At 71.1% G+C, this 22,821-nt stretch carries 20 protein-coding genes and 1 riboswitch; of the genes, 8 read left to right on the top strand and 12 right to left on the bottom strand.

Annotated elements, in window-relative coordinates:
- Positions 1-276 precede the first annotated feature (276 nt).
- On the top strand, positions 277-1,605 hold the full coding sequence (locus ACZ4XD_RS05815) for an LCP family protein (RefSeq protein WP_468038798.1): 1,329 nt from the start codon (positions 277-279) through the stop codon (positions 1,603-1,605).
- 76 nt (positions 1,606-1,681) lie between these two features.
- Here ACZ4XD_RS05815 and ACZ4XD_RS05810 read toward each other — a convergent pair whose 3' ends face one another.
- Together ACZ4XD_RS05810 and ACZ4XD_RS05805 are read right to left on the bottom strand one after the other, a co-directional pair.
- A complete protein-coding gene (locus ACZ4XD_RS05810; RefSeq protein WP_468038565.1) occupies positions 1,682-2,209 on the bottom strand; it encodes a CGNR zinc finger domain-containing protein in 528 nt (175 codons plus the stop codon).
- 405 nt (positions 2,210-2,614) lie between these two features.
- Positions 2,615-2,887 carry a DUF1876 domain-containing protein gene (locus tag ACZ4XD_RS05805; protein ID WP_468038563.1) on the bottom strand — a complete coding sequence of 91 codons (273 nt, stop codon included), beginning with the start codon at positions 2,885-2,887 and terminating at the stop codon, positions 2,615-2,617.
- Between the two features lie 219 nt (positions 2,888-3,106).
- On the opposite strand from ACZ4XD_RS05805, the gene ACZ4XD_RS05800 reads away from it, so the two are divergent.
- Positions 3,107-3,838: a DUF4097 family beta strand repeat-containing protein gene (locus tag ACZ4XD_RS05800; RefSeq protein ID WP_468038561.1), complete on the top strand. Its 732-nt coding sequence runs from the start codon at positions 3,107-3,109 to the stop codon at positions 3,836-3,838.
- 131 nt (positions 3,839-3,969) lie between these two features.
- On the opposite strand, the gene cobN is transcribed toward ACZ4XD_RS05800, so the two are convergent.
- Positions 3,970-7,581 carry a cobaltochelatase subunit CobN gene (cobN, locus tag ACZ4XD_RS05795; protein ID WP_468038559.1) on the bottom strand — a complete coding sequence of 1,204 codons (3,612 nt, stop codon included), beginning with the start codon at positions 7,579-7,581 and terminating at the stop codon, positions 3,970-3,972.
- A 36-nt stretch (positions 7,582-7,617) separates the two neighbouring features.
- Positions 7,618-7,750: riboswitch (cobalamin riboswitch) on the bottom strand.
- Between the two features lie 161 nt (positions 7,751-7,911).
- On the opposite strand from cobN, the gene ACZ4XD_RS05790 reads away from it, so the two are divergent.
- The 3 genes from ACZ4XD_RS05790 to cobJ all read left to right on the top strand — a co-directional run bounded on the left by ACZ4XD_RS05790 (position 7,912) and on the right by cobJ (position 12,101).
- The gene (locus ACZ4XD_RS05790) at positions 7,912-9,633 is read left to right on the top strand and encodes a cobalamin biosynthesis protein CobG (protein ID WP_468038796.1); all 1,722 of its coding nucleotides are present in this window, start codon (positions 7,912-7,914) and stop codon (positions 9,631-9,633) included.
- 93 nt (positions 9,634-9,726) lie between these two features.
- Positions 9,727-10,407, top strand: a complete 681-nt coding sequence (locus ACZ4XD_RS05785; protein WP_468038557.1) for a precorrin-8X methylmutase — start codon at positions 9,727-9,729, stop codon at positions 10,405-10,407.
- A 68-nt stretch (positions 10,408-10,475) separates the two neighbouring features.
- Complete coding sequence (gene cobJ / locus ACZ4XD_RS05780) at positions 10,476-12,101, top strand: precorrin-3B C(17)-methyltransferase (RefSeq protein ID WP_468038794.1); 1,626 nt, start codon at positions 10,476-10,478, stop codon at positions 12,099-12,101.
- 78 nt (positions 12,102-12,179) lie between these two features.
- Here cobJ and ACZ4XD_RS05775 read toward each other — a convergent pair whose 3' ends face one another.
- The 3 genes from ACZ4XD_RS05775 to ACZ4XD_RS05765 form a co-directional block, all read right to left on the bottom strand.
- Positions 12,180-12,689: a hypothetical protein gene (locus tag ACZ4XD_RS05775; protein ID WP_468038555.1), complete on the bottom strand. Its 510-nt coding sequence runs from the start codon at positions 12,687-12,689 to the stop codon at positions 12,180-12,182.
- 76 nt (positions 12,690-12,765) lie between these two features.
- The gene (locus ACZ4XD_RS05770) at positions 12,766-14,439 is read right to left on the bottom strand and encodes an alpha/beta hydrolase (protein WP_468038553.1); all 1,674 of its coding nucleotides are present in this window, start codon (positions 14,437-14,439) and stop codon (positions 12,766-12,768) included.
- 102 nt (positions 14,440-14,541) lie between these two features.
- On the bottom strand, positions 14,542-14,853 hold the full coding sequence (locus tag ACZ4XD_RS05765; RefSeq protein ID WP_468038551.1) for a hypothetical protein: 312 nt from the start codon (positions 14,851-14,853) through the stop codon (positions 14,542-14,544).
- 342 nt (positions 14,854-15,195) lie between these two features.
- Here ACZ4XD_RS05765 and ACZ4XD_RS05760 point away from each other — a divergent pair, with 342 nt between their 5' ends.
- The gene (locus tag ACZ4XD_RS05760) at positions 15,196-15,966 is read left to right on the top strand and encodes a DUF817 domain-containing protein (protein WP_468038549.1); all 771 of its coding nucleotides are present in this window, start codon (positions 15,196-15,198) and stop codon (positions 15,964-15,966) included.
- 59 nt (positions 15,967-16,025) lie between these two features.
- On the opposite strand, the gene ACZ4XD_RS05755 is transcribed toward ACZ4XD_RS05760, so the two are convergent.
- Entirely contained in the window at positions 16,026-16,235 is a 210-nt protein-coding gene (locus ACZ4XD_RS05755; protein ID WP_468038547.1) for a DUF397 domain-containing protein, read from the bottom strand.
- Positions 16,232-17,056, bottom strand: a complete 825-nt coding sequence (locus tag ACZ4XD_RS05750) for a helix-turn-helix domain-containing protein (RefSeq protein ID WP_468038545.1) — start codon at positions 17,054-17,056, stop codon at positions 16,232-16,234. Before ACZ4XD_RS05750 ends, ACZ4XD_RS05755 begins: the two co-directional genes overlap by 4 nt.
- A 127-nt stretch (positions 17,057-17,183) precedes the next feature.
- Here ACZ4XD_RS05750 and ACZ4XD_RS05745 point away from each other — a divergent pair, with 127 nt between their 5' ends.
- Positions 17,184-17,411 carry a hypothetical protein gene (locus ACZ4XD_RS05745; protein WP_468038543.1) on the top strand — a complete coding sequence of 76 codons (228 nt, stop codon included), beginning with the start codon at positions 17,184-17,186 and terminating at the stop codon, positions 17,409-17,411.
- 114 nt (positions 17,412-17,525) lie between these two features.
- On the opposite strand, the gene ACZ4XD_RS05740 is transcribed toward ACZ4XD_RS05745, so the two are convergent.
- Positions 17,526-18,479, bottom strand: a complete 954-nt coding sequence (locus ACZ4XD_RS05740) for a cobalt-precorrin-6A reductase (protein WP_468038541.1) — start codon at positions 18,477-18,479, stop codon at positions 17,526-17,528.
- Positions 18,480-18,496: 17 nt separating this feature from the next.
- On the opposite strand from ACZ4XD_RS05740, the gene ACZ4XD_RS05735 reads away from it, so the two are divergent.
- Positions 18,497-19,714, top strand: coding sequence for a cobalt-precorrin-5B (C(1))-methyltransferase (locus tag ACZ4XD_RS05735; RefSeq protein ID WP_468038539.1), 1,218 nt, complete (start codon positions 18,497-18,499; stop codon positions 19,712-19,714).
- A 28-nt stretch (positions 19,715-19,742) separates the two neighbouring features.
- On the opposite strand, the gene ACZ4XD_RS05730 is transcribed toward ACZ4XD_RS05735, so the two are convergent.
- The 3 genes from ACZ4XD_RS05730 to ACZ4XD_RS05720 all read right to left on the bottom strand — a co-directional run bounded on the left by ACZ4XD_RS05730 (position 19,743) and on the right by ACZ4XD_RS05720 (position 22,339).
- Positions 19,743-20,108 carry a hypothetical protein gene (locus ACZ4XD_RS05730; RefSeq protein ID WP_468038537.1) on the bottom strand — a complete coding sequence of 122 codons (366 nt, stop codon included), beginning with the start codon at positions 20,106-20,108 and terminating at the stop codon, positions 19,743-19,745.
- 219 nt (positions 20,109-20,327) lie between these two features.
- Positions 20,328-21,443: a hypothetical protein gene (locus tag ACZ4XD_RS05725; protein ID WP_468038535.1), complete on the bottom strand. Its 1,116-nt coding sequence runs from the start codon at positions 21,441-21,443 to the stop codon at positions 20,328-20,330.
- On the bottom strand, positions 21,440-22,339 hold the full coding sequence (locus ACZ4XD_RS05720; RefSeq protein ID WP_468038531.1) for a DUF6777 domain-containing protein: 900 nt from the start codon (positions 22,337-22,339) through the stop codon (positions 21,440-21,442). The genes ACZ4XD_RS05725 and ACZ4XD_RS05720 overlap by 4 nt, the downstream gene beginning before the upstream one ends.
- Between the last annotated feature and the right edge of the window lie 482 nt (positions 22,340-22,821).

Below are 22,821 nucleotides of genomic sequence, written 5' to 3'. Positions count from 1 at the left end.
TGGGCGGGATCACCCCCTCCTCCGTAGCGCACCGCCCGCATCACCAGCATCAGAAGGACCAGAAGGGCCATCGGCGTGCATGACAGGAAGACGCACCAGCAGACGGCCCGACGGGGCGCCGACGGCGCACCCGGCTCGTCCTCTCCCACCGGCGACGACTCCCACGCGCCCGGCGGCTCCCGCGCGTCCGTCCCCGGCGCGCGCCGTAAAGCCTCCGGCTCCGACCGCCGGTCCGGGGAGGGCTCCCGTAAGACAGGCCGGACGGGCACGCTCCGGATCACCCGGCGCGGCCGCATCCTCGCCTGGACCGGCGGTGTGCTCGGTGTCCTGGTGCTCGCCACGGCCGGCATCGGGGCCTGGGTCTACCAGGAACTGGACGGCAACATCCGCGGCGTGGACATCGGCGTGGACGGCGACCGGCCGGTCAATCTCAGCCCGGGCTCCAAGAACGTCCTGGTCGTCGGCTCCGACAGCCGCGCGGGTGCCAACGCCAAATACGGCAGGGACCTGACCACCATGCAGTCGGACACGCTGATGGTGCTGCATATCGCCGCCAACCGTAAGTGGGCCACCGCGGTGTCCTTCCCCCGGGACTCCTGGGTGCAGATCCCCGCCTGCATCCGCGGCAACGGTTCGAAGTCGTCCCCCCACCACTTCAAGATCAACGAGGCGTTCTCGATCGGCGGTGACTCCGGCGATATCCGCAAGGCCGCGGCCTGCACCATCAAGACCGTCGAGAAGAACACCGGGCTGCGGATCGACCACTTCACCTCGGTCGACTTCCAGGGCTTCAAGGGGATGGTCAACGCCCTGGGCGGCATCAAGGTCTGCCCCGAACACGCCATCCACGACAAGAAGGCCCACCTCGACATGGAGGCGGGCTGCCAGAACGTCCGGGACGAGAAGGCGCTCGGCTACGTCCGCACCCGCTACAGCGTCGGCGACGGCTCCGACCTCGGCCGCATCGGCCGCCAGCAGGAGTTCATGAAGGCGCTCGGCGCCAAGGCGCAGTCCAAGCTCACCAGCCCCGGCGAGCTCTACGACTTCCTCAAGGCGGCCACCGAGTCCATCACCACCGACAAGGACCTGGCCGGCCTCAAGCCGCTGTACGACCTGGCCGCGACGGTCAAGGACATCCCCAGCGACCGCCTCACCTTCCTGACCGTCCCCAACTACTCCCGCGAGGCCGACGTCCCCACCGACAAGGCCAATGTCGTCTGGCAATACCCGCAGGCCGGCGGGCTGTTCAGCGACCTCGCGCACGACCGGGAGATCGGCGCCGCGGGGAAGAAGAAGCTCGCCGAGGCCGCCAAGAACCCGGTGACCGCCCGTTCCGTGCAGGTCCGGGTGCTCAATGGCACCGGCGCCCCCGGCCGGGCGGCGGCCGCCGCCGAGCAGCTGCGCAAGTTCGGCTTCACGGTCATCGCCACCGGCAACGCCCCGGCGACGGACAAGACCACGCTCACCTACCCGCCCGCCCTCAAGGACCGGAGCGCCGTCCTCGTCGGCCGCCTCCCCGGTATCAAGGCGAAGGCATCGGCCGACGCGGCTCCGGGCGCGGTGACGCTGACGATCGGGCCGGACTTCGCGGCGGGCACACCCTAGGGAAACGGAACGGCCGCTGGGGATGTCTCTCGATCTGCCCTCTACTCAGGCCCACGGAGGTCGAGGAGACATCCCACTAGCGCTTGCCTCCCGGCTGCCGGGACCGATGGCGCATCACCGCTTCGGTGTTCCCGCAGCGTGCCGTGCAGTACCGCCGCCGCCCGTTCCTGGATGTGTCCACGTAGGCGCGGGAGCACTCGGCGCGCAGGCATCGCCCGAGCCTTGCGCCCCCTTCCCAGCACAGGACGAAGGCGAGGCCGCCGGCGGTGACCGCCTTGACCCTGGAGATCACGTCGGCCGAGTCGGGGACGAAGTGAAGATGGGGCTGGAGGCCGTCATGGGTGGTCACCCAGGGACGAATGGTCGCCGCCACCAGCAGGTCGTTCACGGCTGAGCACTGCTCGGCGGCGTCGGTGGAACCGAAAACGCGGGCCAGTTGGTCCCGCCAGCCTCGGAAGCCGTCCACTTCGGCGTCGCCGACCGCCGGGCGACGGATGTCATGCGCCTCCAGCAAGCGCTGCACGCTTGCCGCGCTCATCTCGGGCAGATTGATCAGGTCGGCCGACAGCACGGCCCCGAGACGGCCGTAATGGTTCTGCTTCACGGGACCTGCCCAGGCGTTACAGAACCCCGCCGTCCACGGTGGGGCGCGCTCCCTCCGGGCTCACATGGATCAGCTGAACGTCGGAGCAGACGATGAGCCATCCCGCGGTGTGGCACCACAGGTACCGCACCATTCCCTCGGACGTGAGGTGTTCGGATATCGGTCGGCAGGATTCGGAGGACAGGCCGCATGCGGGACACCACCACGGTTCACACTGCGCATCTGGGATTCGTGCCATGTCCGCCAGCGTGCGGTCATGGATCAAATACATTCAACCATTACAAGAGCGACGGGCGGCGGGCGTCAGTCAGGCTCTGTCGACAGGGGGTGCGTTCACCGGGTGCGTCACGGCACGACGACGGGACGCCGGCCGGTCTGCCGGACGGCGCCCGGTGTGCCGAGGGCTCAGGCGCGCAGCCGTTCCACCGGCCGGGCCGTATGCACCTCGATGTCGTGCGCGGCCCGCTGGAGCAGCTGATGGCTGAGGTCCGACATCGCCCGTGCCACCGCCAGCTCGTCGCCGATGGCCGGGACGTTCTCATCGGCGGGGTTGCAGCGAGCCGCTCCCTGGCCGACCATCTGCCCGCCTTCCTTGCCGCGCAGCCTGGCCTCGGCTCTGACCTCGCTGCCGGTCTCGGTGATGCTGATCTCGGCGTTCCATGTCTTCGTGGCAGTCACCGGAAGCCTCCTCGTCCAGCCCATGAGCAGCACAGGAACCGCCCCCACAAAAATCGTCGCACCGGCACCCACGGGTCGCACCTGGGGCTCTCCACACCACGATCCGGGGGTTTTCCTCATGGTCCGGGCGCGATCGCGGCCATAGCCTCGACATAGCGGGGGAGCTCGCGGGGCACGGGCCCGCACCTCCCCAACCAGTGACTTTTTCCGGGGGAGTTCATGCGTAAGCGGGTCCGTTTCATCGGCGTCATCGCCTTGGCCGGCATCGGGGCGGGGGGACTCAGCGCCTGTGGGCTGCTGCCCGGAAAGACCTTCAAGGACGACGCCAGGGTCTCGAAGAAGATCACGTCCGTCCGGCTGGACACCGGCTCGGGCGGGCTCACGGTGCACGGCGGCAAGGGCGGCGGCACGGTCTCGGTGCACCGCGCGGTCTCGTACCACGGCGACCGGCCCCAGGGCGCCACCCACCGCGTCGAGGACGGTGTGCTGGTGCTCTCCGGCTGCGGCCGCAACTGCACCGTGGACTACACCGTCGAGCTGCCGGCCGGTATCCCGGTGAGCGGGAAGACCTCGTCCGGTGCGGTGGAGCTGGCCAAGGTGGGCCCGGTGAAGCTGACCACCAGCTCGGGGGACATCCAGCTGGACGGGGTGAGCGGGGCGGTCGATGCCCGGACCACCAATGGCCGGATCACCGGACGCGGGCTGTCGGGCGCGCGGATCGCGGCCGAGACGTCCAACGGGGATATCGACCTCACCCCCGCCACCGCGCAGAACGTCCGCGCGAAGACCTCCAACGGCGCCATCAGGCTGCAACTGCCGAAGGGCCCGTACCGGGTCGCCGCCGAGACCAGCAACGGGGAGGAGCACATAGGCATCGCCCAGGACCCGGCGGCCCGCTACCGCCTGGAGCTGACCACCAGCAACGGGGATATCACCGCGAAGGCCGCCTGAGGGGGCCGGCGGTCCGGTCCGAGGGCCGGACCCCGCCCCGGTCAGCTGACGGGCCCCGGCCGCGGCCACGCGTCGTGGCCGGCCGCGGCCTCCCGCCGGGGCGGGCCACGGCAGGCCCGCCCCGCGGTGGGTCAGTCCTCGCCCTCCAGCTCCCCCTCGGTCTCCAGGAAGGCCTGGCGCAGCGCCGCCAGCGTCTCGGCGTCCGGCTTCTCCCACATGCCGCGGGATTCCGCCTCCAGGAGGCGCTCGGCGATCCCGTGCAGGGCCCAGGGGTTGGCCTCCTCCAGGAAGGCCCGGTTCTCGGGGTCGAGGACGTAGGTCTGGGCGAGCTTGTCGTACATCCAGTCGGCGACCACGCCCGTGGTGGCGTCGTAGCCGAACAAGTAGTCCACGGTGGCGGCGAGTTCGAAGGCGCCCTTGTAGCCGTGGCGGCGCATCGCCTCGATCCAGCGGGGGTTGACCACCCGGGCGCGGAAGACCCGGGAGGTCTCCTCGACCAGGGTGCGGGTGCGGACCGTCTCCGGGCGGGTGGAGTCACCGATGTACGCCTCGGGGGCCTTGCCCTTGAGCGCCTTGACGGTGGCGACCATGCCGCCGTGGTACTGGAAGTAGTCGTCGGAGTCCGCGATGTCGTGCTCGCGGGTGTCGGTGTTCTTGGCGGCGACCGCGATGCGCTTGTAGGCGGTCTCCATCTCGGAGCGGGCCGGCCGGCCCTCCAGCCCGCGGCCGTAGGCGTAGCCGCCCCAGACCGTGTAGACCTCGGCCAGGTCGGCGTCGGTGCGCCAGTCACGGGAGTCGATCAGCTGGAGCAGACCCGCACCGTACGTCCCCGGGCGGGAGCCGAAGATGCGGGTGGTGGCGCGGCGCTCGTCGCCGTGGTCGGCGAGGTCGGCCTGGGTGTGGGCGCGGACGAAGTTCTCCGCGGCCGGCTCGTCCAGTCCGGCGGCGAGCCGTACGGCGTCATCGAGCAGGCCGATGACATGCGGGAAGGCGTCCCGGAAGAAGCCGGAGATGCGCAGCGTGACATCGACACGGGGGCGGCCGAGCTCGGCGAGGGGGATCGGCTCCAGTCCGTTGACCCGGCGCGAGGCGTCATCCCAGACGGGCCGGACACCCAGCAGCGCCAGCGCCTCGGCCACGTCGTCGCCGGACGTCCGCATGGCGCTGGTGCCCCACAGCGACAGCCCGACGGACTGCGGCCAGTCGCCGTTGTCCTCGCGGTAGCGCGTCAGCAGGGAGTCGGCGAGGGCCTGGCCGGTCTCCCAGGCGAGGCGGGAGGGCACGGCCTTGGGGTCGACGGAGTAGAAGTTCCGGCCCGTCGGCAGCACGTTGACCAGGCCACGGAGCGGGGAGCCGGAGGGCCCGGCCGGGACGAAGCCGCCGTTGAGGGCGTGTACGGCGTGGTCGATCTCGTCGGTGGTGGCGGCGAGACGTGGGACGACCTGACGGGCGGCGAAGTCGAGGATGTCGGCGACCGCGGCCGGGTGCCCCTCGGCGGTCTTGGCCACCGCCGCCGGGTCCCAGTCCGCGTCCTCCATCGCCTGCACCAGGGCGCGGGCGGTGGCCTCCGCCTCGTCGGCGGTCGTGCGGGTGGCCGCGGACTCGTCCAGTCCGAGCGCCTCCCGCAGACCGGGCAGGGCGGACGTACCGCCCCAGATCTGGCGGGCGCGCAGGATGGACAGGACGAGGTTGACCCGTGCCTCGCCGGCCGGCGCGCCGCCCAGCACATGGAGTCCGTCGCGGATCTGGGCGTCCTTGACCTCGCACAGCCAGCCGTCGACGTGCAGCAGGAAGTCGTCAAAGCCGTCGTCGTCGGGGCGTTCGTCCATCCCCAGGTCGTGGTCGAGCTTGGCGGCCTGGATCAGCGTCCAGATCTGGGCGCGGATCGCGGGCAGCTTGGCCGGGTCCATCGCGGAGATCGCCGCGTACTCATCGAGGAGCTGTTCCAGGCGCGCGATGTCGCCGTAGGACTCGGCACGGGCCATCGGCGGGACGAGGTGGTCGACGAGGGTGGCGTGCACCCGGCGCTTGGCCTGGGTGCCCTCGCCGGGGTCGTTGACCAGGAAGGGGTAGATGAGCGGCAGGTCGCCGAGGGCGGCGTCGGGGCCGCAGGCCGCGGACAGGCCCGCGTTCTTGCCGGGCAGCCACTCCAGGTTGCCGTGCTTGCCCAGGTGGACCATGGCGTCCGCGCCGAAGCCGCCGTCGTCGGCAGACGCCGCGATCCAGCGGTAGGCCGCCAAGTAGTGGTGCGAGGGCGGCAGATCGGGGTCGTGGTAGATCGCGATCGGGTTCTCGCCGAAGCCGCGCGGCGGCTGGATGAGGATCAGGAGATTGCCGCGGCGCAGCGCGGCCAGCACGATGTCGCCGTCGGGGTTCCGGCTGCGGTCGACGAACATCTCACCGGGCGGCGGCCCCCAGTGCTGCTCGACGGAGTCCCGGAGTTCCTGCGGCAGCGTGGCGTACCAGCGCTTGTAGTCGGCGGCCGGAATGCGGACCGGGTTACGGGCGAGCTGTTCCTCGGTGAGCCACTCCTGGTCGTGGCCGCCGGCCTCGATGAGGGCGTAGATCAGCTCGTCACCGTCGCCGGACTCCAGGCCCGGGACCGGCTCGGCGGTCTCGTCACCGAAGTCGTAGCCGTCCGCCCGGAGGCGGCGCAGCAGGGCCACGGCACTGGCCGGGGTGTCCAGCCCGACCGCGTTGCCGATGCGGGAGTGCTTGGTCGGGTAGGCGGACAGCACCAGCGCGAGGCGCTTCTCCGCGGCCGGGATGTGGCGCAGCCGGGCGTGCCGGACGGCGATCCCGGCGACCCGGGCGGCGCGCTCGGGGTCGGCGACGTAGACCGGCAGTCCGTCCTCGTCGACCTCCTTGAAGGAGAACGGGACGGTGATCAGCCGGCCGTCGAACTCGGGGACCGCGATCTGCGAGGCGGCGTCCAGCGGCGAGAGCCCCTCGTCGTTCTCCTCCCAGGCGCTGCGCGGCCCGGTCAGGCACAGCGCCTGAAGGATCGGCACGTCCAGGGCGGCCAGCGCGCCCGCGTCCCAGGACTCGTCGTCGCCGCCCGCGGAGGCCTCGGCGGGCTTGCTGCCGCCCGCCGCGAGGACCGTGGTGACCAGGGCGTCGGCGCTCCCCAGCGCCTCGATCAGCTCCGGCTCGGGGGCGCGCAGGGAGGCCACGAACAGCGGCCGGGCGCGCCCGCCGGCCTCCTCGATCTGCTCGCACAGGGTCCGTACGAAAGCGGTGTTGCCGCTCATGTGGTGGGCGCGGTAGTAGAGCACGGCGACCAGCGGGCCGGTCTGGTTGCGCCCTTCCCAGTCCAGCGGGCCCCAGGACGGGGCGGGCTCCGGCGGCTCGAAGCCATGGCCGGTCAGCAGCACCGTGTCGGAGAGGAAGCGGGCGAGCTGGTCGAGGTTGGCCGGGCCGCCGTGCGCGAGATAGGCGTGCGCCTCGGCCGCGATGCCGACCGGGACCGTGGACTGCTCCATGAGCTGGGCGTCGGGGGCCTGTTCACCGGTGAGCACGACGACCGGCCGGTGCTGGTCCTCGGCGAGCAGCACCTCCAGGCCCTCCTCCCAGGCGCGGATACCGCCGAGGAGACGTACGACGACGAGGTCGGTGCCCTCCAGCAGCGCGGGGAGTTCGGCGACGTCGAGGCGGGCGGGGTTGGCGAGCCGATACGGCACGGGACCCGTGGCCGCCCGGGCGCTGAGCAGGTCGGTGTCGGAGGTCGACAGCAGCAGAAGCATGCGAGCGCAGGCCTTCCTCGGGGTATCCGCGCCCCGGGTGGTCGTATGGACGGCGGGAGTTCCTGGCTCACCCGGCAGCTGCCGGGTTCACAGTGGCGGGACCGCGCCGGATTCACACCGGGCTTCCTCCCTGGGGCCGTAAGGCCCTGCGCCGTCGCTGGCGTCGGCGGGCCGTCCGACCCACCGACCTGCATAGTAAGGGCTGCGGCCGAGCGAGGTAAGCGGGCCTCCGGACCTGCCGTATCGGGACGGGGGCGGGCGCCTCCGTACGCGCATCGGGCCGCGAGCTTGGCCGGATCCGGCCCGGATGGGCCACCCACCTCCGTGGGTATGCTCGCGGCCATGCCGCCCTCCCCCTCGACACGGCCCCCCGGGTCCGAGCCGCCCATACGGGACCGCGGTGACGCCTGCCCGGGAGCGCTGCGGCTGCACTCCGCCGCCGACGGACACCTCGCCCGAGTGCGACTGCCCGCCGGAGACTTGACGGTTCGTCAGGCCGAGGCACTGGCTGATGCCGCGGACCGGCTCGGGGACGGCCATCTCTCCCTCACCTCCCGCGGCAACGCGGAACTCCGCGGCCTCCCGGACGACTGCGGCAGCCGGCTCGCCGCCCTGCTGCGCGACGCCGGTCTGCTGCCCTCCGAGCGCCACGAACGCATCCGCAACATCCTCGCCTCCCCCCTGGCCGGACTGGACCGGCACACCCCTTCTGACGTGCGGTTGTGGGCCCGTGAGCTGGACGGACTGCTCTGCACGAGCGAGTCCGCGACCGCGCTGTCGGGCCGCTTCCTCTTCGTCCTGGACGACGGCCGGGGCGATGTGGCGGCGCTCGGCGGCGATGTGAGCTTGGTCGCAGAACCGGCCGGGACCGAGGCACCGACGGACCACGGGCACCAGTCCGAAACCGGACATCCGGCCCGCCCCGGAGCCAGTGCCCTGCTGCGGGTCGGCGACTACCCGGCGGCCCTGCGGATCGCCGGCCCGGACGCCCCACGCGCCGCCCTCACCGCCGCCGAGGCATTCCTCTCCGCCGCCGAGGCGAGCGGCAGCGGCGCCTGGCGGGTCCGTGAACTCCCCGCCGGCCATGGCCTGACGGCCCGGGCGGTCGCGGAGCGGCTGCGGGGGGCGGGGGTTGAGTGTGTGCTTGTGGCTGCGGCGGCGGACGTGGTCGGGGCGGCCGACGTGGCTGCTGCGGCGCAGGTGGCTGAGGTGCCCGGCACCAACGAGCCTGCCGCGCCCAGCTCCCCGCCGTACTCCGCCTCCGCGCCATACGCGACCTCCGCTCCGTACGCGGCCCCCGCGCCGCACCGCGCCCGCACCCCCTACGCCGACTCCTCCGCCCCCGGCATCATCGAGGGCGGCGACGGAGCGCACGCGCTCTCGGTTCTCGCGCCGCTGGGGCGGCTGTCCGTCGCGCAGTGGCGGCTGCTGGTCGCCGTCGCCGCGGCGGACGGGGACGGCGTTCTCCGGCTCACTCCCTGGCGCGGCATCGTCATCCCGGGGCTGTCCGCCGACGCGGCGACCGCCCGTCTGCGTGAGCTGGCCACCGCCGGGCTGATCACCGACCCGGACTCCCCCTGGCACCGCATCGGGGCCTGCACCGGCCGCCCCGGCTGCGCCAAGTCCCTTACCGATGTACGGGCCGACGCCACGGCCGCGGTCACGGCGGGCACCCCCGTCCCCGTATCGGCATCCGGCTCCGGCTCCGGCACCGGCACCGGCACCTGCCCCGACCCCATCCGCCTCCCTGGCAAAGCGGAGCCGGGACCGGGACCCGAGGCGGAGCCGGGGCCCGGACCGGAGGCGGGGCCGAAGCCGGAGCGGGGACCGGGACCGGGGCCGGGGCCGGGGCCGGAGGCAGGGGCGGACAACTCGGCCCCCCGCCACCACCTCCCCGTGTACTGGTCCGGATGTGAGCGGCGCTGTGGGCACCCGCACGGCGCCTGGGTCGATGTGCTGGCGACGGCGGACGGCTACCGGGTCTCGGTCGTCCGGCCGAAGACCCCACCCGCCCCGGCGGCACCCCCCGCTGCCCCCTGCTCCACCTCATGAAGCGCCGCTCCAGAGGCCCGTGCCCCACCCCCGGAACCGCCCGACCCACAGCGCCCTCCCCCACCTCATGAACCACCCCCGAACCACAGCGCCATGTCCCACCGCCAGAACCGTCCCGTACCCGACAAACCCGAGGCCACAGTGACCGCGTTCGACTACGAGAAGGACGGTGCGGCGATCTATCGCCAGTCCTTCGCCACCATCCGCGCCGAGGCGGACCTCGGCGGCCTGCCCGCCGACGTCAGCCGGGTCGCGGTCCGGATGATCCACGCCTGCGGCATGGTCGACCTGGTACGCGATCTCGCCTTCACCCCCGAGGTGGTGGCCCGCGCCCGCGAGGCGCTGCGCGCCGGTGCGCCGATCCTCTGCGACGCCAACATGGTGGCCAGCGGCGTCACCCGTAAGCGGCTGCCGGCCGACAACGACGTGCTGTGCACCCTCGCCGACCCGTCGGTGCCGGACCTGGCCGCCCGGATGGGGACGACCCGCAGCGCCGCCGCCCTGGAGCTGTGGCGGGACCGGATGGAAGGCGCCGTGGTCGCGTTCGGCAACGCCCCGACCGCCCTCTTCCGGTTCCTCGAAATGATCGAGGAGGGCGCGCCCCGCCCCGCCGCCGTGATCGGCATACCCGTCGGCTTCATCGGCGCCGCGGAGTCCAAGGACGCGCTGATCGCACACCCGTCGGAACTGGACCACATCGTCGTGCGCGGGCGCCGGGGCGGCAGCGCCATGGCCGCCGCCGCGATCAACGCCCTGGCAAGCGAGGAAGAGTGAGCGTGAGCGAGCAGCAGCTGACCGGTCGCCTCTACGGTGTGGGCCTCGGCCCCGGCGACCCGTCCCTCATGACGGTCCGGGCGGTCGAGGTCATCGCCGAGGCCGACGTCATCGCCTACCACAGCGCCCGGCACGGACGTTCCATCGCGCGCTCCATCGCCGCACAGCACCTCCGCGCCGACCACATCGAGGAAGCGCTGATCTACCCGGTCACCACGGAGTCGACCGATCACCCCGGCGGCTACCGGGGCGCGCTGGACGAGTTCTACGAATCCGCGGCGGCCCGCCTCGCCGCGCACCTCGACGCCGGCCGCACGGTCGCCGTCATCTCCGAGGGCGACCCGCTCTTCTACGGCTCCTACCAGCACATGCACAAGCGGCTGGCCCACCGCTATCCCACCGAGGTCATCCCCGGCGTCACCTCCATCAGCGCCGCCGCGGCCCGCCTGGGCAAGCCGCTCGCCGAGGCCGACGAGGTCCTGACGATCCTCCCCGGCACGCTCCCGGAGGAGGAACTGACCGCCCGCCTGACCTCGACCGACACCGCCGTCGTCATGAAGCTGGGCCGCACCTTCCCCACCGTCCGCCGCGCCATGGAACGCGCCGGCCGCCTCCCGGAGGCCCACTACGTCGAGCGCGCGACGATGTCCGGCGAACGCACGGAGCGGCTGGCGGACATCGACGCGGAGACGGTCCCGTACTTCTCCGTCAGCGTCGTACCGAGCCGCATCGCCGACCTGCCACCGGCGGGCACGGCAACGACCGCGGGTACGGCCACTGCCTCGGGTACGACCACTGGCGCGCCCACGGCCCCGGCCACGACCACGACCACGGCCGCCGCCGCAGCTGAGGCCATCGCCACAGCCACAGCCACAGCCACCGACGAACCGTCCGGCACCCCCGACATGGCCTCCTCCCCCCTTGAGGCGGAGCCCTCCCCTCACCCCGGCGAGGTCGTGGTCGTCGGCACCGGTCCGGCCGGTCCGCTCTGGCTGACGCCCGAGTCCCGTGGCGCCCTGGCCGCCGCCGAGGACCTCGTCGGCTACACCACCTACCTGGACCGCGTCCCGCTGCGCCCCGGCCAGCGCCGCCACGCCTCCGACAACAAGGTCGAGTCCGAACGCGCCGAACTCGCCCTCGACCTGGCCCGCCGCGGTCGCCGGGTGGCCGTGGTCTCCGGCGGCGACCCGGGCATCTTCGCGATGGCCACCGCCGTTCTGGAGGTCGCCTGCCAGTCCCCCTACCGGGCCATCCCCGTACGGGTCCTCCCGGGCGTCACCGCCGCCAACGCGGCCGCCGCCCGCGCCGGCGCCCCGCTCGGCCACGACTACGCGGTCATCTCCCTCTCCGACCGCCTCAAGCCCTGGGAGGTCATCGCCGAACGCCTGCATGCCGCGGCCGGTGCCGACCTGGTCCTCGCCCTCTACAACCCCGGCTCCCGCAGCCGCACCTGGCAGGTCGGCAAGACCCGCGAACTCCTCCTGGAACACCGCGCCCCCGACACCCCCGTCATCCTCGCCCGCGACATCGGCGGCCCCGAGGAGTCCGTCCGCACGGTGCACTTGGCCGACCTCGACCCGCACCAGGTCGACATGCGGACGCTCCTGATCGTCGGCTCCTCCCAGACGCAAGCAGTACGGCGCGACAACGGAACCGAGGTCGTGTGGACACCGCGGAGGTATCCGGAGAAGTAGGGCGAGCGGAATGGTGTGTGGCCCTCCGGTGACAGGGGGCCACACCCCGGGCCCTCCCCGCAGCTGGGCGACGCACCATCACTTGGACCAATACGGGTCACGCACGTCCGGCGCGTAGTTCGGGCCGCCGTTGGGCGCCTTGGGGAACTTGTCGCCTTCCTCTCCGTAGATGTCACCACTGGGACCATCGGACAGAGCGCCGACACTGGCACCGATGCGGACGTCGCCGACACCACCGACCCTGAGTGACACAATGCGGCCGTCCGATGCCATAGCAGACATCGAAGGTTCGCGGGGATTCGAGTCACGAAGCCTGAAGCCCTCCTTCGCCCAGTGCTTGTAGACGACCGTAAGCAACTCCTTCAGCTTCGCCTGGGAGAACTTGGTACGCACATAGCGGTCCCGATCCACACTGACTTCACCATCCGCCGTGTTCGTGAACGAATTCCTCCGCTCCGACATGTGCGCCGGACCTTCTCGCCATTTGAGCCGGGGATGTATCGCGGCGAACGTTCCGTCGAGGACAGAGTCGACTCGCTTGACAGCCTGATTGACGTTGATCGTCGGTTCGGGATCGTCTCGCACCACGGAACAACCACTGAGGCAGCCGGGCACAATTACCACACCCGCAGCAACCATGAGGAATCTTGGTCGCTTCACGAATCTACCGCCCCGCCTTAATAGTTACCTCATCTCGCTTCCCAGCAACAATTTTCCCCATATTATCCAGCGAGTCACCACCCTCCTTATCGTTGAAGTAGTCCGAGTGAGCATGGCGGGGGTCGCCGTCGGCGACACCGAATCGAATACCCCCGAAGCCCCTGCTGGCCGGATCCTGACCAAAATGCAGTTCATGGGGATCGATGAGATGGCCTACACCGCCGAAGCTCTTCTCCAGGTCAGAGGGAGCATGCGTAACCGGGTCGGTATCCGCCGCGCCTACCCAGACGTGGTCTGCACCCACCCCAAGCTGCTCGGCCCGCTGCGCGCCGGTACCGGGGCTGCCGACCAGGATGATGTCGTCTGCAGGAATCCCGCCCTCCCGCTGGGTGGCCTGCCCCACCGTGAATGACCCGTAACTGTGCCCGATGGCTGTTACGTGCGGCCGGTCGCCCTGATGGGTCGCTTGGAGACCGTCCAAGAAATTCCCGAAGTCTGCACCACCTCGTTTGCCTCGCTCCTCACCTGCGACGGAAAGGTCACTCTCATTGAGCCTGTCTGGGCCCAACTGCGGAGCGTCGTACCCCAACCAGACGATTGAGGCCGTCTTCCCTCCGTTACCAGCGTGCTGCGCTGATTGCCATACGCTCCTGGCCCGGTCCCCGTCTTCGAGTCCGACATCCCTGAGTTGAGTACCGAGGCCAGGCACATACGCTGCGACGTTGTCTGCCGTGTCGGGATCGCCGTACGACAGGATGGCGCGTCCTTGGCCCTCTGGCCCAATGCCGAGTAGCAGCGGCTCAGGTTCCTTCCCCGCGTCCCGCTCCAAGCGGCTCCTGATCAACTCGAAGCCCTCAAGTTGCCGCTGCACAGTTGGGGACACCTGCGTTCCCGGCGGATGCATGGCGATCAGCCGGTCAAGGTTGACTCGATTCGCCTTGTCACGCGTCTTCGCCGGAATGCCGTCGAGGTTTCCGATGACGCTCGGGTTGAGCGCCATCTGCTCCTCCCTCTCCTCCTTGCTCAGGCCGTTCCACCAGTCCCGGACCTTTTTCGGGTCCGTGCCCCTGGTGGGAGCGGAGTTGAGCCCGACGGCCGCTCCCGCGATGGTGGAAATGGCCGCGGCATCCCTGTCCGATTCCAGACCGTTCACGGCAAGCCCACGGCCGGCCCGCAGCTTCATCAAAGCGAGACGGTAGCGAGCATCAATCTCTTCTGCGCCACGCACGGCGTCGAAGATGTTCGTCTCGAGAGTGAGCCGCTCATGCTCCTTCGCCGGCATTCCCGCGTCAGGGTCTCCGGTGGGGATATCTCCGTCGTCGGCGTACATCACCTCCCCTGTCGGAGCCACCCGGTAGCCCTTGCTCGTGGCGTCGTCCAGTGCCTGATGGAGGGTCTTCTGCTGCGCCCGGAGCTCGGTGATGACTCCGTCCAGGGTCGTCGCGGCCAGGGCGCATTCCTGACTGCTGAACTGGAAGTTGTCGCTCAGCCGGGTCATGCGCTTCCGCGCCTTGTCGGCCGTTTCTCCGGACCAGTCATGGCTCAATGGACGGAGCATGTGAGCGTCAACCCGGTCGGCATAGCCCCCGAGGCGCCGGGCGCTCTGCGCCCATTCTTCTTTGGCGCTTTCCAGTGCGGAAAAGCGGAGTTCCTGGAGGTCTCGCATGGTCAGAGTCATCGGGCATCATCCAAAAGGGCTGACATGGTGGGCAGCACTCTGCGCCGCAGGACGAACGGAGACGGAACTTCCATTGGGCCGAGCGAACGACTGGGCAGTTCCTTATTCGTTCTTCTCGTAGTTGTCCGCAGAGGCCCTGAGAGAGCGCGTGACCTCGCCGCACTCCTTCGCGACGTCATTGAGGCGGGCATGCCAAGTCTTATCGGTCTTCAGCAACTCTTCCGCGAATTCAAAACCTTCCGTCTGCCCCGGCACACCCTGATGCTGCGCATTCAAACTACCCACGGCAGTCCCCACACCGGCTTGCATCTCCTCGCCATGAACGGCGGCCGCGCGCAGTAACTTTGGGTCGACTTTAGTGCCAGACAAAGCAATCCCCCGATTCCCCGTTTTTGTTCTCGTGCCAGCGGTCAAACCCTTCAAGAAGAGTCAAGACCAGCCTGCCATCGGAGGTCCCCCAGGATTTGACAGCCTGTCACCATACGTGAGGAATCCATGGACCCGTCTCAATAGCGCAAGATCCGGCCATTTCTCGTCCTGAACGACCCGGGCCGCGGAGGGGGCAGCAGAAATCGCCACGGCAGAGAGTGACCGGCCGGCGATGTGGCTTCTCTTGATCAGGGGCCACCACCGCATACTCCGGTTACCCTCGCCAGCGACCTCGGCGGCCCCGAGGAATGCCCGCACGGTCCCCCTCGTCCGGGGCCAGCGCGCCCGTCTTGCAACCCCTCCCACCACAGACGCGTCTTCGGCAACATGCACGCGAACCTGGCCCGCGTACAGCAACTACTGATCTTCACCCGGCTTCAGACGAGCAGCTGCGCATTCGCCGTCGCGCTGCTCGCGGGGGTCGCGCTGTCCACCGTGCTGCCGCAGTTGCCGGTGGCCAGGTACGACCTGTTGCTCGTCTATGGACTGCTGCTGACGCTGGTGTTCCGCCTCCGCGAGTGGGAAAGCGGCAGGGATGTCCTGGTCATCGCCGTGTGTCATGCGATCGGGCTGGCTTTCGAGCTGGTGAAGGTCTCGCTCGGCTCCTGGAGCTATCCGGAGCCCGCGGTGTTCAAATTCGGGGGCGTGCCGCTGTACGGGGGATTCCTCTATGCGGCGGTAGGCAGCTATGTCTGCCGTGCATGGCAGCTGATGGACCTGGAACTCGTCCGCTACCGCCCTCGCGCCACCACGGCGCTGGCCGTGGCCATCTACGTGAACTTCTTCAGTCACCACTGGCTGCCCGACCTGCGCTGGCCGCTCGCCGCGCTGCTCGTGGCGGTCACCGGAGGCACATGGGTGCGGTTCAGCGTGGGGAAGGCGCGCTACCGCATGCCGCTGGCGCTGTCCTTCGCGCTGATCGGCTTCTTCTTGTGGCTGGCCGAGAACATCGCCACCTACCTGGGCGCATGGCGCTACCCGAACCAACTCCACGGGTGGCAGCCGGTCGCCCTGGAAAAGTTCGGCTCCTGGGCGCTGCTGATCAGCGTCACGTTCGTGATCGTGGCGGCGACCCGGCGGCGGCGCGGCCCCGGGTAGCCCCGAAAGGGATGCTGCCGCCGCTCGGGTACGGGTGCGCTCATACCCGAGCGGCCAGGTCAGCCGAGCCGCCCGTCCTTCACGCCACCTATGAAGGAGGACCAGGCCGCGACCGGAAAGAGCAGTACGCCCCCGGTCGGGTTCTTGCTGTCACGGACCGGGACGGCCCCGGGGAAGCCGTCGGAGACCTCGACGCAGTTGTCGGCTCCGCCATCGCTGTAGCTGCTCTTCCGCCACTCTGCGTCGACCAGATCGTTGACTGTCTTCATGGTCTGCTGTCCTCCACCAACTGCTCGATGAACGCTGCTGAATCAGACGGCGAGAGGGCCTCGTCGCGGAGGCGATCGTAGGACAGGCGATATTGCTCAACTTCTTCCGGCTCTTCAAGCAGTTCACCCGACCTGTTGCCTTCCAGGTAGGCAACGGCACCACCGTCCGCCATCCATAGGAGCCAGAGCGAACCGCCCATCAGGCTATGCACTCCGGCAGAGAACGGAAGCACCTGAACGGCCATGTGCGGCGACTCGGCGGCCTCCGAGATCCGCACCAGCTGGTCATGCCAGATGACGGGGTCGCGCACCGGCCGCCGCAGCGCCGACTCATCGAGGATGACTCGCACATGCGGCGGGCGGTGCCGCTGCAGCAGCTCCTGTCTGCCCAGTCGGGCAGCGACGTTCTCTTCGATCTCGTCGGGACTTATGGGCGTTGTCGCCGATGACAGCACCACTCGTGCGAAGTCCTCGGTCTGCAGCAATCCCGGGATGGCACTCACGTATGTGTGCAGGATCGTCGCCTTCGCCTCGTACCGCATGAACTCCCGGTACTTGTCCTTGAACGCATCCAGCCGCGCCAGCCCCCACAACCGCACCAGCAGCCCGCTCGTGCCGTAGATCCGGTCCAGCGTCTCCATGACCGGCAGTTTCGAGAGGCGTTCGCCGGTCTCCAGGCGGTGGAGGTAGGTGCGGTCGTAGTTGGCCTCGTCGGCCAGTTGGGCCAGTGATCTGCCGGACGACTCCCGTAACCGGCTGAGCTCGCAGGCGAGGACCCAGCGGGCCGAGCCCGCGTCCTCGTCGGAATTGTTTTCGACCATTCGCCGAACCCCCTGTTGCCCGTGTCGACGACAACGCCAACTCCCTTTTGAGAGCGGCCCGGAGTGACAACTCTAGGACGGGGAAAGGGCCTTGACAGGCCAGTCAGGACTCGAACGGAGAAGAGGAATGGGAATGGCGGAGCGGTCTCCGGCGGCCGGGAGGATCAGGGATGCCGAGCAGGCGCGGGACGAGCTGCGGGCGGCGCTGAAGGGGGCCGGCATCACCTTGCCGTCCCTTGCCCTGGACGGGGTGTCGCTGGTGGGGGACTTCCCGCGGCCGCTGGTGGACCTCGGGCGATGTACGCCGCAGCTCGCCCGGCAGCTCGCGCGGGCGGTGGGGAAGTGCGCCACATGAGCGACGAGACGGCCGGCTCCTCCGCCGCCCGCGAGGCCGGCGGCGAGGAGGAGCAAGAGGAATCCGTAAAGCGGCGGGAAGAGTTAGTGGAAAGGGTGCGGGAAGCCAATCGGCTCAGTGTGAATCGGCCGCGTTGAAAGCGGAGCGGTAATGGGCGCGGACCCAGTTCGCGGCCTCTTCCGGATTCGCCGCCACCGGCACGCCGTCGGGCACCGGTGGGCGCCGTACGACCACTACGGGGATCCCGGCCTCCCGGGCCGCCGTCAGCTTGGCGGCGGTCGCGGCCGCGCCGCTGTCCTTCGTCACGAGGACGTCGATGCGGTGGGCACGGAGCAGGGCGCGCTCGCCCTCCACCGTGAAGGGGCCCCGGTCGAGCAGCACCTCCATACGGGGCGGGTGCGGGGGCTCGGGGGCGTCGACGGAGCGGACCAGGAACCAGGGGTCGGTGAGGTGGGCGAAGTGGGCGAGGCCCATGCGGCCGGTGGTGAGGAAGATGCGGCTGCCGAGGGCGGGGAGAGCGGCGGCGGCCTCGTCCAGGGAGGTGACCTGGTGCCAGTCGTCGCCGGGTCCCGGCACCCAGCCGGGACGGCGGAGGGCCAGCAGGGGAACATGGGCGGTGGCGGCCGCCAGAGCCGCATTGTGACTGATCGTGTCGGCGAAAGGATGGGTGGCGTCGATGAGTGCGTCCACCGCGTGCTCGCGCAGCCAGCGGGCGAGGCCCTCGGGGCCGCCGAACCCGCCGATGCGTACCTCCCCGGCGGGCAGCCGTGGCGCGGCGACCCGGCCGGCGAGCGAGGTCGTCACACGCAGGGCCGGCTCCGACACCTGGGCGGGCTCCGGCGACCGGACGGGCTCCGGCGACCGGACGGGCTCCGGCGGCGGGACGGGCTCCGGCGACGGGACGGGCCCCACCCCCTCTGCGGGCTCCAGCACCCCCGCGGGCTTCTGCCCATCGGCGGGCTCCGGCACCCCCGCGGCCCCCGGCACCAAGGCGGCGGCCAGGCGGCGGGCCTCCGTAGTACCGCCGAGGATCAGTACGTGGCGTGGCGGGCGAGCTGCGTCGGGCATGGGATGTGGGTTCCTCCGTGGCTGAAGCGCAACCGCAGGGTACGGGGCCGCAGGGTACGGGCAAGGCCGCGGGCGGGCGTAGTGCGCAGCTCGCGCACACCGGGCTGCGGCCGGGCTGGACGACCGGTGCCTGTGCGACGGCGGCGAGCACGGCCGCGTACACGGCACTGCTGACCGGCGAGTTCCCCGATCCCGTGACGATCACGCTGCCGAAGGGGCAGACACCGTCCTTCGCGCTTGCGGTGGAGGAGTTGGCGGTGGAGGAGCTGGCGCCGGGGCGGACGACGGCCATGGCGGGGGTCGTCAAGGATGCGGGCGACGATCCGGACGTCACCCACGGGGCGCTCGTCCGGGCCACCGTCCGGGCGCTGCCCGCGGGCTCGGGGGTCGTCTTCAAGGCCGGGCCGGGGGTCGGGACGGTGACGCGGCCCGGGCTGCCGCTGGACGTGGGGGAGCCGGCGATCAATCCCGTGCCGCGGCAGCTGATGCGGGAGCATCTGGCCGAGGTCGCCACGCGCCACGGCGGTACGGGGGCGACGGCCGATGTCGAGGTGGGGATCTCGGTCGATCACGGGGAGGAGATCGCCCGGAGCACCTGGAATCCGCGGCTGGGGATCCTGGGCGGGCTGTCGATCCTGGGGACCACCGGGATCGTGGTCCCGTATTCCTGCTCGGCGTGGATCGACTCCATCCGGCGGGGGGTGGACGTGGCGCGGGCGGCCGGCCGGCGGCATGTCGCCGGGTGTACGGGGTCGACGTCGGAGAAGGTGGCCGTCGCCCTGCACCATCTGCCCGAGGACGCGCTGCTGGACATGGGCGACTTCGCGGGGGCGGTGCTGAAGTACATCCGGCGTCATCCCGTGGAGCGGCTCACCATCTGCGGCGGGTTCGCCAAGTTGTCCAAGCTCGCGGCGGGGCATCTGGACCTGCACTCGGCGCGGTCCCAGGTGGACAAGGGCTTCCTGGCGGAGCTCGCGCGGCGGGGCGGTGCGGACGAGGCGCTGGCGGAGGCGGTCGCAGAGGCCAACACAGGCCTGGCGGCACTCCAGTTGTGCACCGCGGCGGGGGTCCCGCTGGGGGATCTGGTGGCGGCGACGGCGCGGGACGAGTCGCTGGCCGTGCTGCGGGGCGCGCCGGTCGCCGTCGACGTCATCTGCATCGACCGGGCGGGGATGGTGGTGGGGCGGGCGGAACCGCGGGGTCCGGGAGAGGACCGGCAGGGAAGCCCGCGGTGACGGGCTTCCCCCGTGTCAGCCTGGGCCGTCAGTCCCGGTAGCCGCGGTCGAACCGGTCGCCCATGCAGTCGTCCGAGCTGCCGGTGAGCGATCCCAGCGCCGTGCCGAGGGCGCAGGTGGTCAGCCGCAGCGGGTTGTCGCGGAACCGTCCGGGGCGCTCGTAGCGGCCCTCCCGGCGGTCGTAGCGCCCTTCGCGGCGGTCGTGCAGCCGCCCGGGCCGGTCGTTCATCCGGACCGGGGTGTCGTGCATCCACGGCGAGCTGTCGTGCGCCTGCCCCGGGGTGTCCTTCGCCTGTGCGGCATGGTCCTTGCCGTCGGCCGCGGCGACGTTGCCGCCGAGGAGCGTCAGCAGGGCTGCGGCGCCGACGACGCCGGCGGCCAGTCTGGTACGCATCGTGGCGTACTCCTTTGCTTCGGCCCCCCTTGGGTGTCGCAGCTTCCTTACCGGCCCCCGGTGACGGGATAACGGGTATTCACCCTGATGCGGTCGCAGAGCCATCCGGACGGGCCCGGTGGGGGGGCGGGGCCGGCCGGACGGCGTGCCGCGTGACGCCGTCGGGTGCCGCCGCGGTGGTGCGCCGTACTTCGCCGGTCGGCTGCCGAGGCGGAACAACTAGGGCGCCGGGTGCGGCGGATGCACCGGCGGCGGGGGCTCGACCGGCTGCGGCGGCTCGACCGGGGGCGGGGGCTCCACGGGGGGCGGTGCTTCCGGTGGGGGCTCCCCGGGCGGCGGCGCTTCAGGAGGGGGCGCTTCCGGTGGCGGGGCCTCAGGAGGCGGCGCCTCAGGGGGCGGCGCTTCCGGTGGCGGCTCGCCGGGAGGAGGCGCCTCAGGGGGCGGCTCGCCAGGAGGGGGCGCTTCCGGTGGCGGGGCCTCGGGCGGCGGCGCCTCAGGGGGCGGTGCTTCCGGTGGCGGGGCCTCCGGATGCGGGTGTCCGGGACCCGGTTCCTGCGGGCCGGGCACGGTCGGTGGCCTGGGCGGGTCGGGTGTGTTGTAGGCGCTCCACGCATAGGCGCCGGCACCCACCAGCGCGAGCGCCCCGATCGCCACGACGATCCCGGGCACGCCCCCGAGGGAGCCCCGGATGACGGTGGTGACCAGCGTGCCGACACCCGATCGCGCCGCGCGGACGACGGTGCCCACCGCGGACAGGACCGTCCGTGCGTTGTCCCTGACGGTGGGCCAGACCGAGTTCCACACGTACGAGATGCCGTTGCCGAGGGCCGTCAGGCTCTGCCGGCCCGCGCGCACGATCTTCTCGGTCACCTGCGCCGCCGCGTCGCGCACCGGCGGCCCGAGACGCTGGAGCCACTGGGGCACCATGTTCCAGAAGCGCTGCCCGAGCGACAGCCGGGCCTGGGCGACCTCCCCGGTCACCACTTCCGCGGCGGCGGCCCCGGCCTGCCGCACCTGCTGGAGCACCTGCTGATTGTTGTGGATGTTCTCGACCGCGGCCTTGGCGTTCGTGAAGATCCTCCTCGCCGCGTCCTGCTGGTCGATGATCACGCGGCGCGCCTCCGGGGTCGTGGCCAGGTTGAGCTGCCCCTCCAGTGCGTTCCACAGCGTGTGGCTCCGCGCCATCGTGTTCCGGGCGGCAGTCAACGCACTGCTGAGGTTGGAGTGCAGGGTGTCCAGTCCTTGCGACCCCAGGTGCGCCATGTCCTGCGCCGCCAGCCGCGCGGTCTGCAACTGCTCCGGCGTCAGATTCGCGGTATCCGGTGGAATCGTCATGATGACTCCTCCCTCTCGGGCCACCCGCTCCGCAGCACGTTCAGGGGGCCGTTGCCGCGCGGCGCCTCCCCCGCGCGCACGGACGGCGGCAGGCCGGCCGCGCTGTGCCCGCCGACGGCGGCCGCCCCGCGCGGCGCTGCACTGCCGTACGTGCCGGGCACGTTCCGGTCCGTTGCGCCGGTGCCGCCCACCGGCCGGACGAACCGCCCGCCGGTCGCGACATCGGTGAGCACCAGGGCGCCCATCGGCCGGCGGGCGGGCAGCACCCGGACCGTGCCGTCTGCCCGGAAGCCGCGCCAGCTCTGGCCCGTATAGGCCACGTTCCCGGTGACCGCGGCGGGCGGACGCAGTGGATCACCGGTGGCGCAGCGCACCCGCGGCACCCCGTACCGGTCCAGCAGGACAGCCGTACCCGCCTGAAGCACCGCCTGGTCGGGCGTCGCCCGGCCCTCGCGGTAGTGGTGGTCGGTGACCCGGGTGTCCATGATCACCACGACCGGGGTGAGCCCCGCGAGATAGCCGCGGAGGTCCGCGGACGTCAGGCCCAGCGTCGCGGCCCATGCCCGGCTCTTGTGCGGGTCCCGGAGCAGGAGGTCCGCCAGGCGGCGCGCGTCGCAGGCCGACGCCTTCACGGTGCCGCCGAACAGCCCGGGTTCACTGCCGTAGTGGCCGGCCACCCGCACCTTTCCGGATTCCGGGGAGGAGTCCGTGGGCGACGGGACGGACCGGAGCGCGGGGACGGGTCCGGCCACGGACGGGGTGAACGGGTCGGGGGCCACCGCGGCGGCCGGCTGGAGGCGGACTTCCTCCTTCAGCCGGTCCTGCTGCGCCTGTCTGCCCAGGAAGAACAGCCCGATCGCCATGGCGAAGCAGGCCAGACCGACGATCAGCAGCACCTGACGACGGCCGCGCCGACGCGGATCTGTGGTGCCCCCTCCCGGCGGTGGCACCTCCGGCGAGGGGCCGGCCGGTGAGCGGGGCAGCGGACCGGGAGGGGGTCCCCGCGGATACGGATCTGGCATGAGCGACGGCTTCACGGAGCGGTTGTGTTCCACATTTCGCCGCACGTCGGCCGGTGTCAAGCACCCCGATGGAGAGGAATACCGGGAAGGCGGGCATGTCCCCCATGCCACTCGCCGCGGGTTCGGTGGACAGTACCCGCAAATATACCCGCCGGGTGCGCATGCGGGACTTTTCCGGGGCAGTTTTCCGATAGCCTCCGCACGGTCGACCCATCACCAAGAAATGCGCATACTTGCAGGTCAAGGCGATAGCGGTGCTCAATTACATACAGGTTGAAAAATGAACTGCAAGTTGCCGGGCGATGCTTGAGCGTGATTGCATTCTTTGAGCACACGGGCCGTCATTACGGGCGTCG

The sequence above is a fragment of the Streptomyces sp. NPDC029466 genome, from assembly GCF_055574515.1.
The sequence above is the reverse complement of the archived record's forward strand: the minus strand, read 5'-3'. Positions and strand labels throughout refer to the sequence as shown.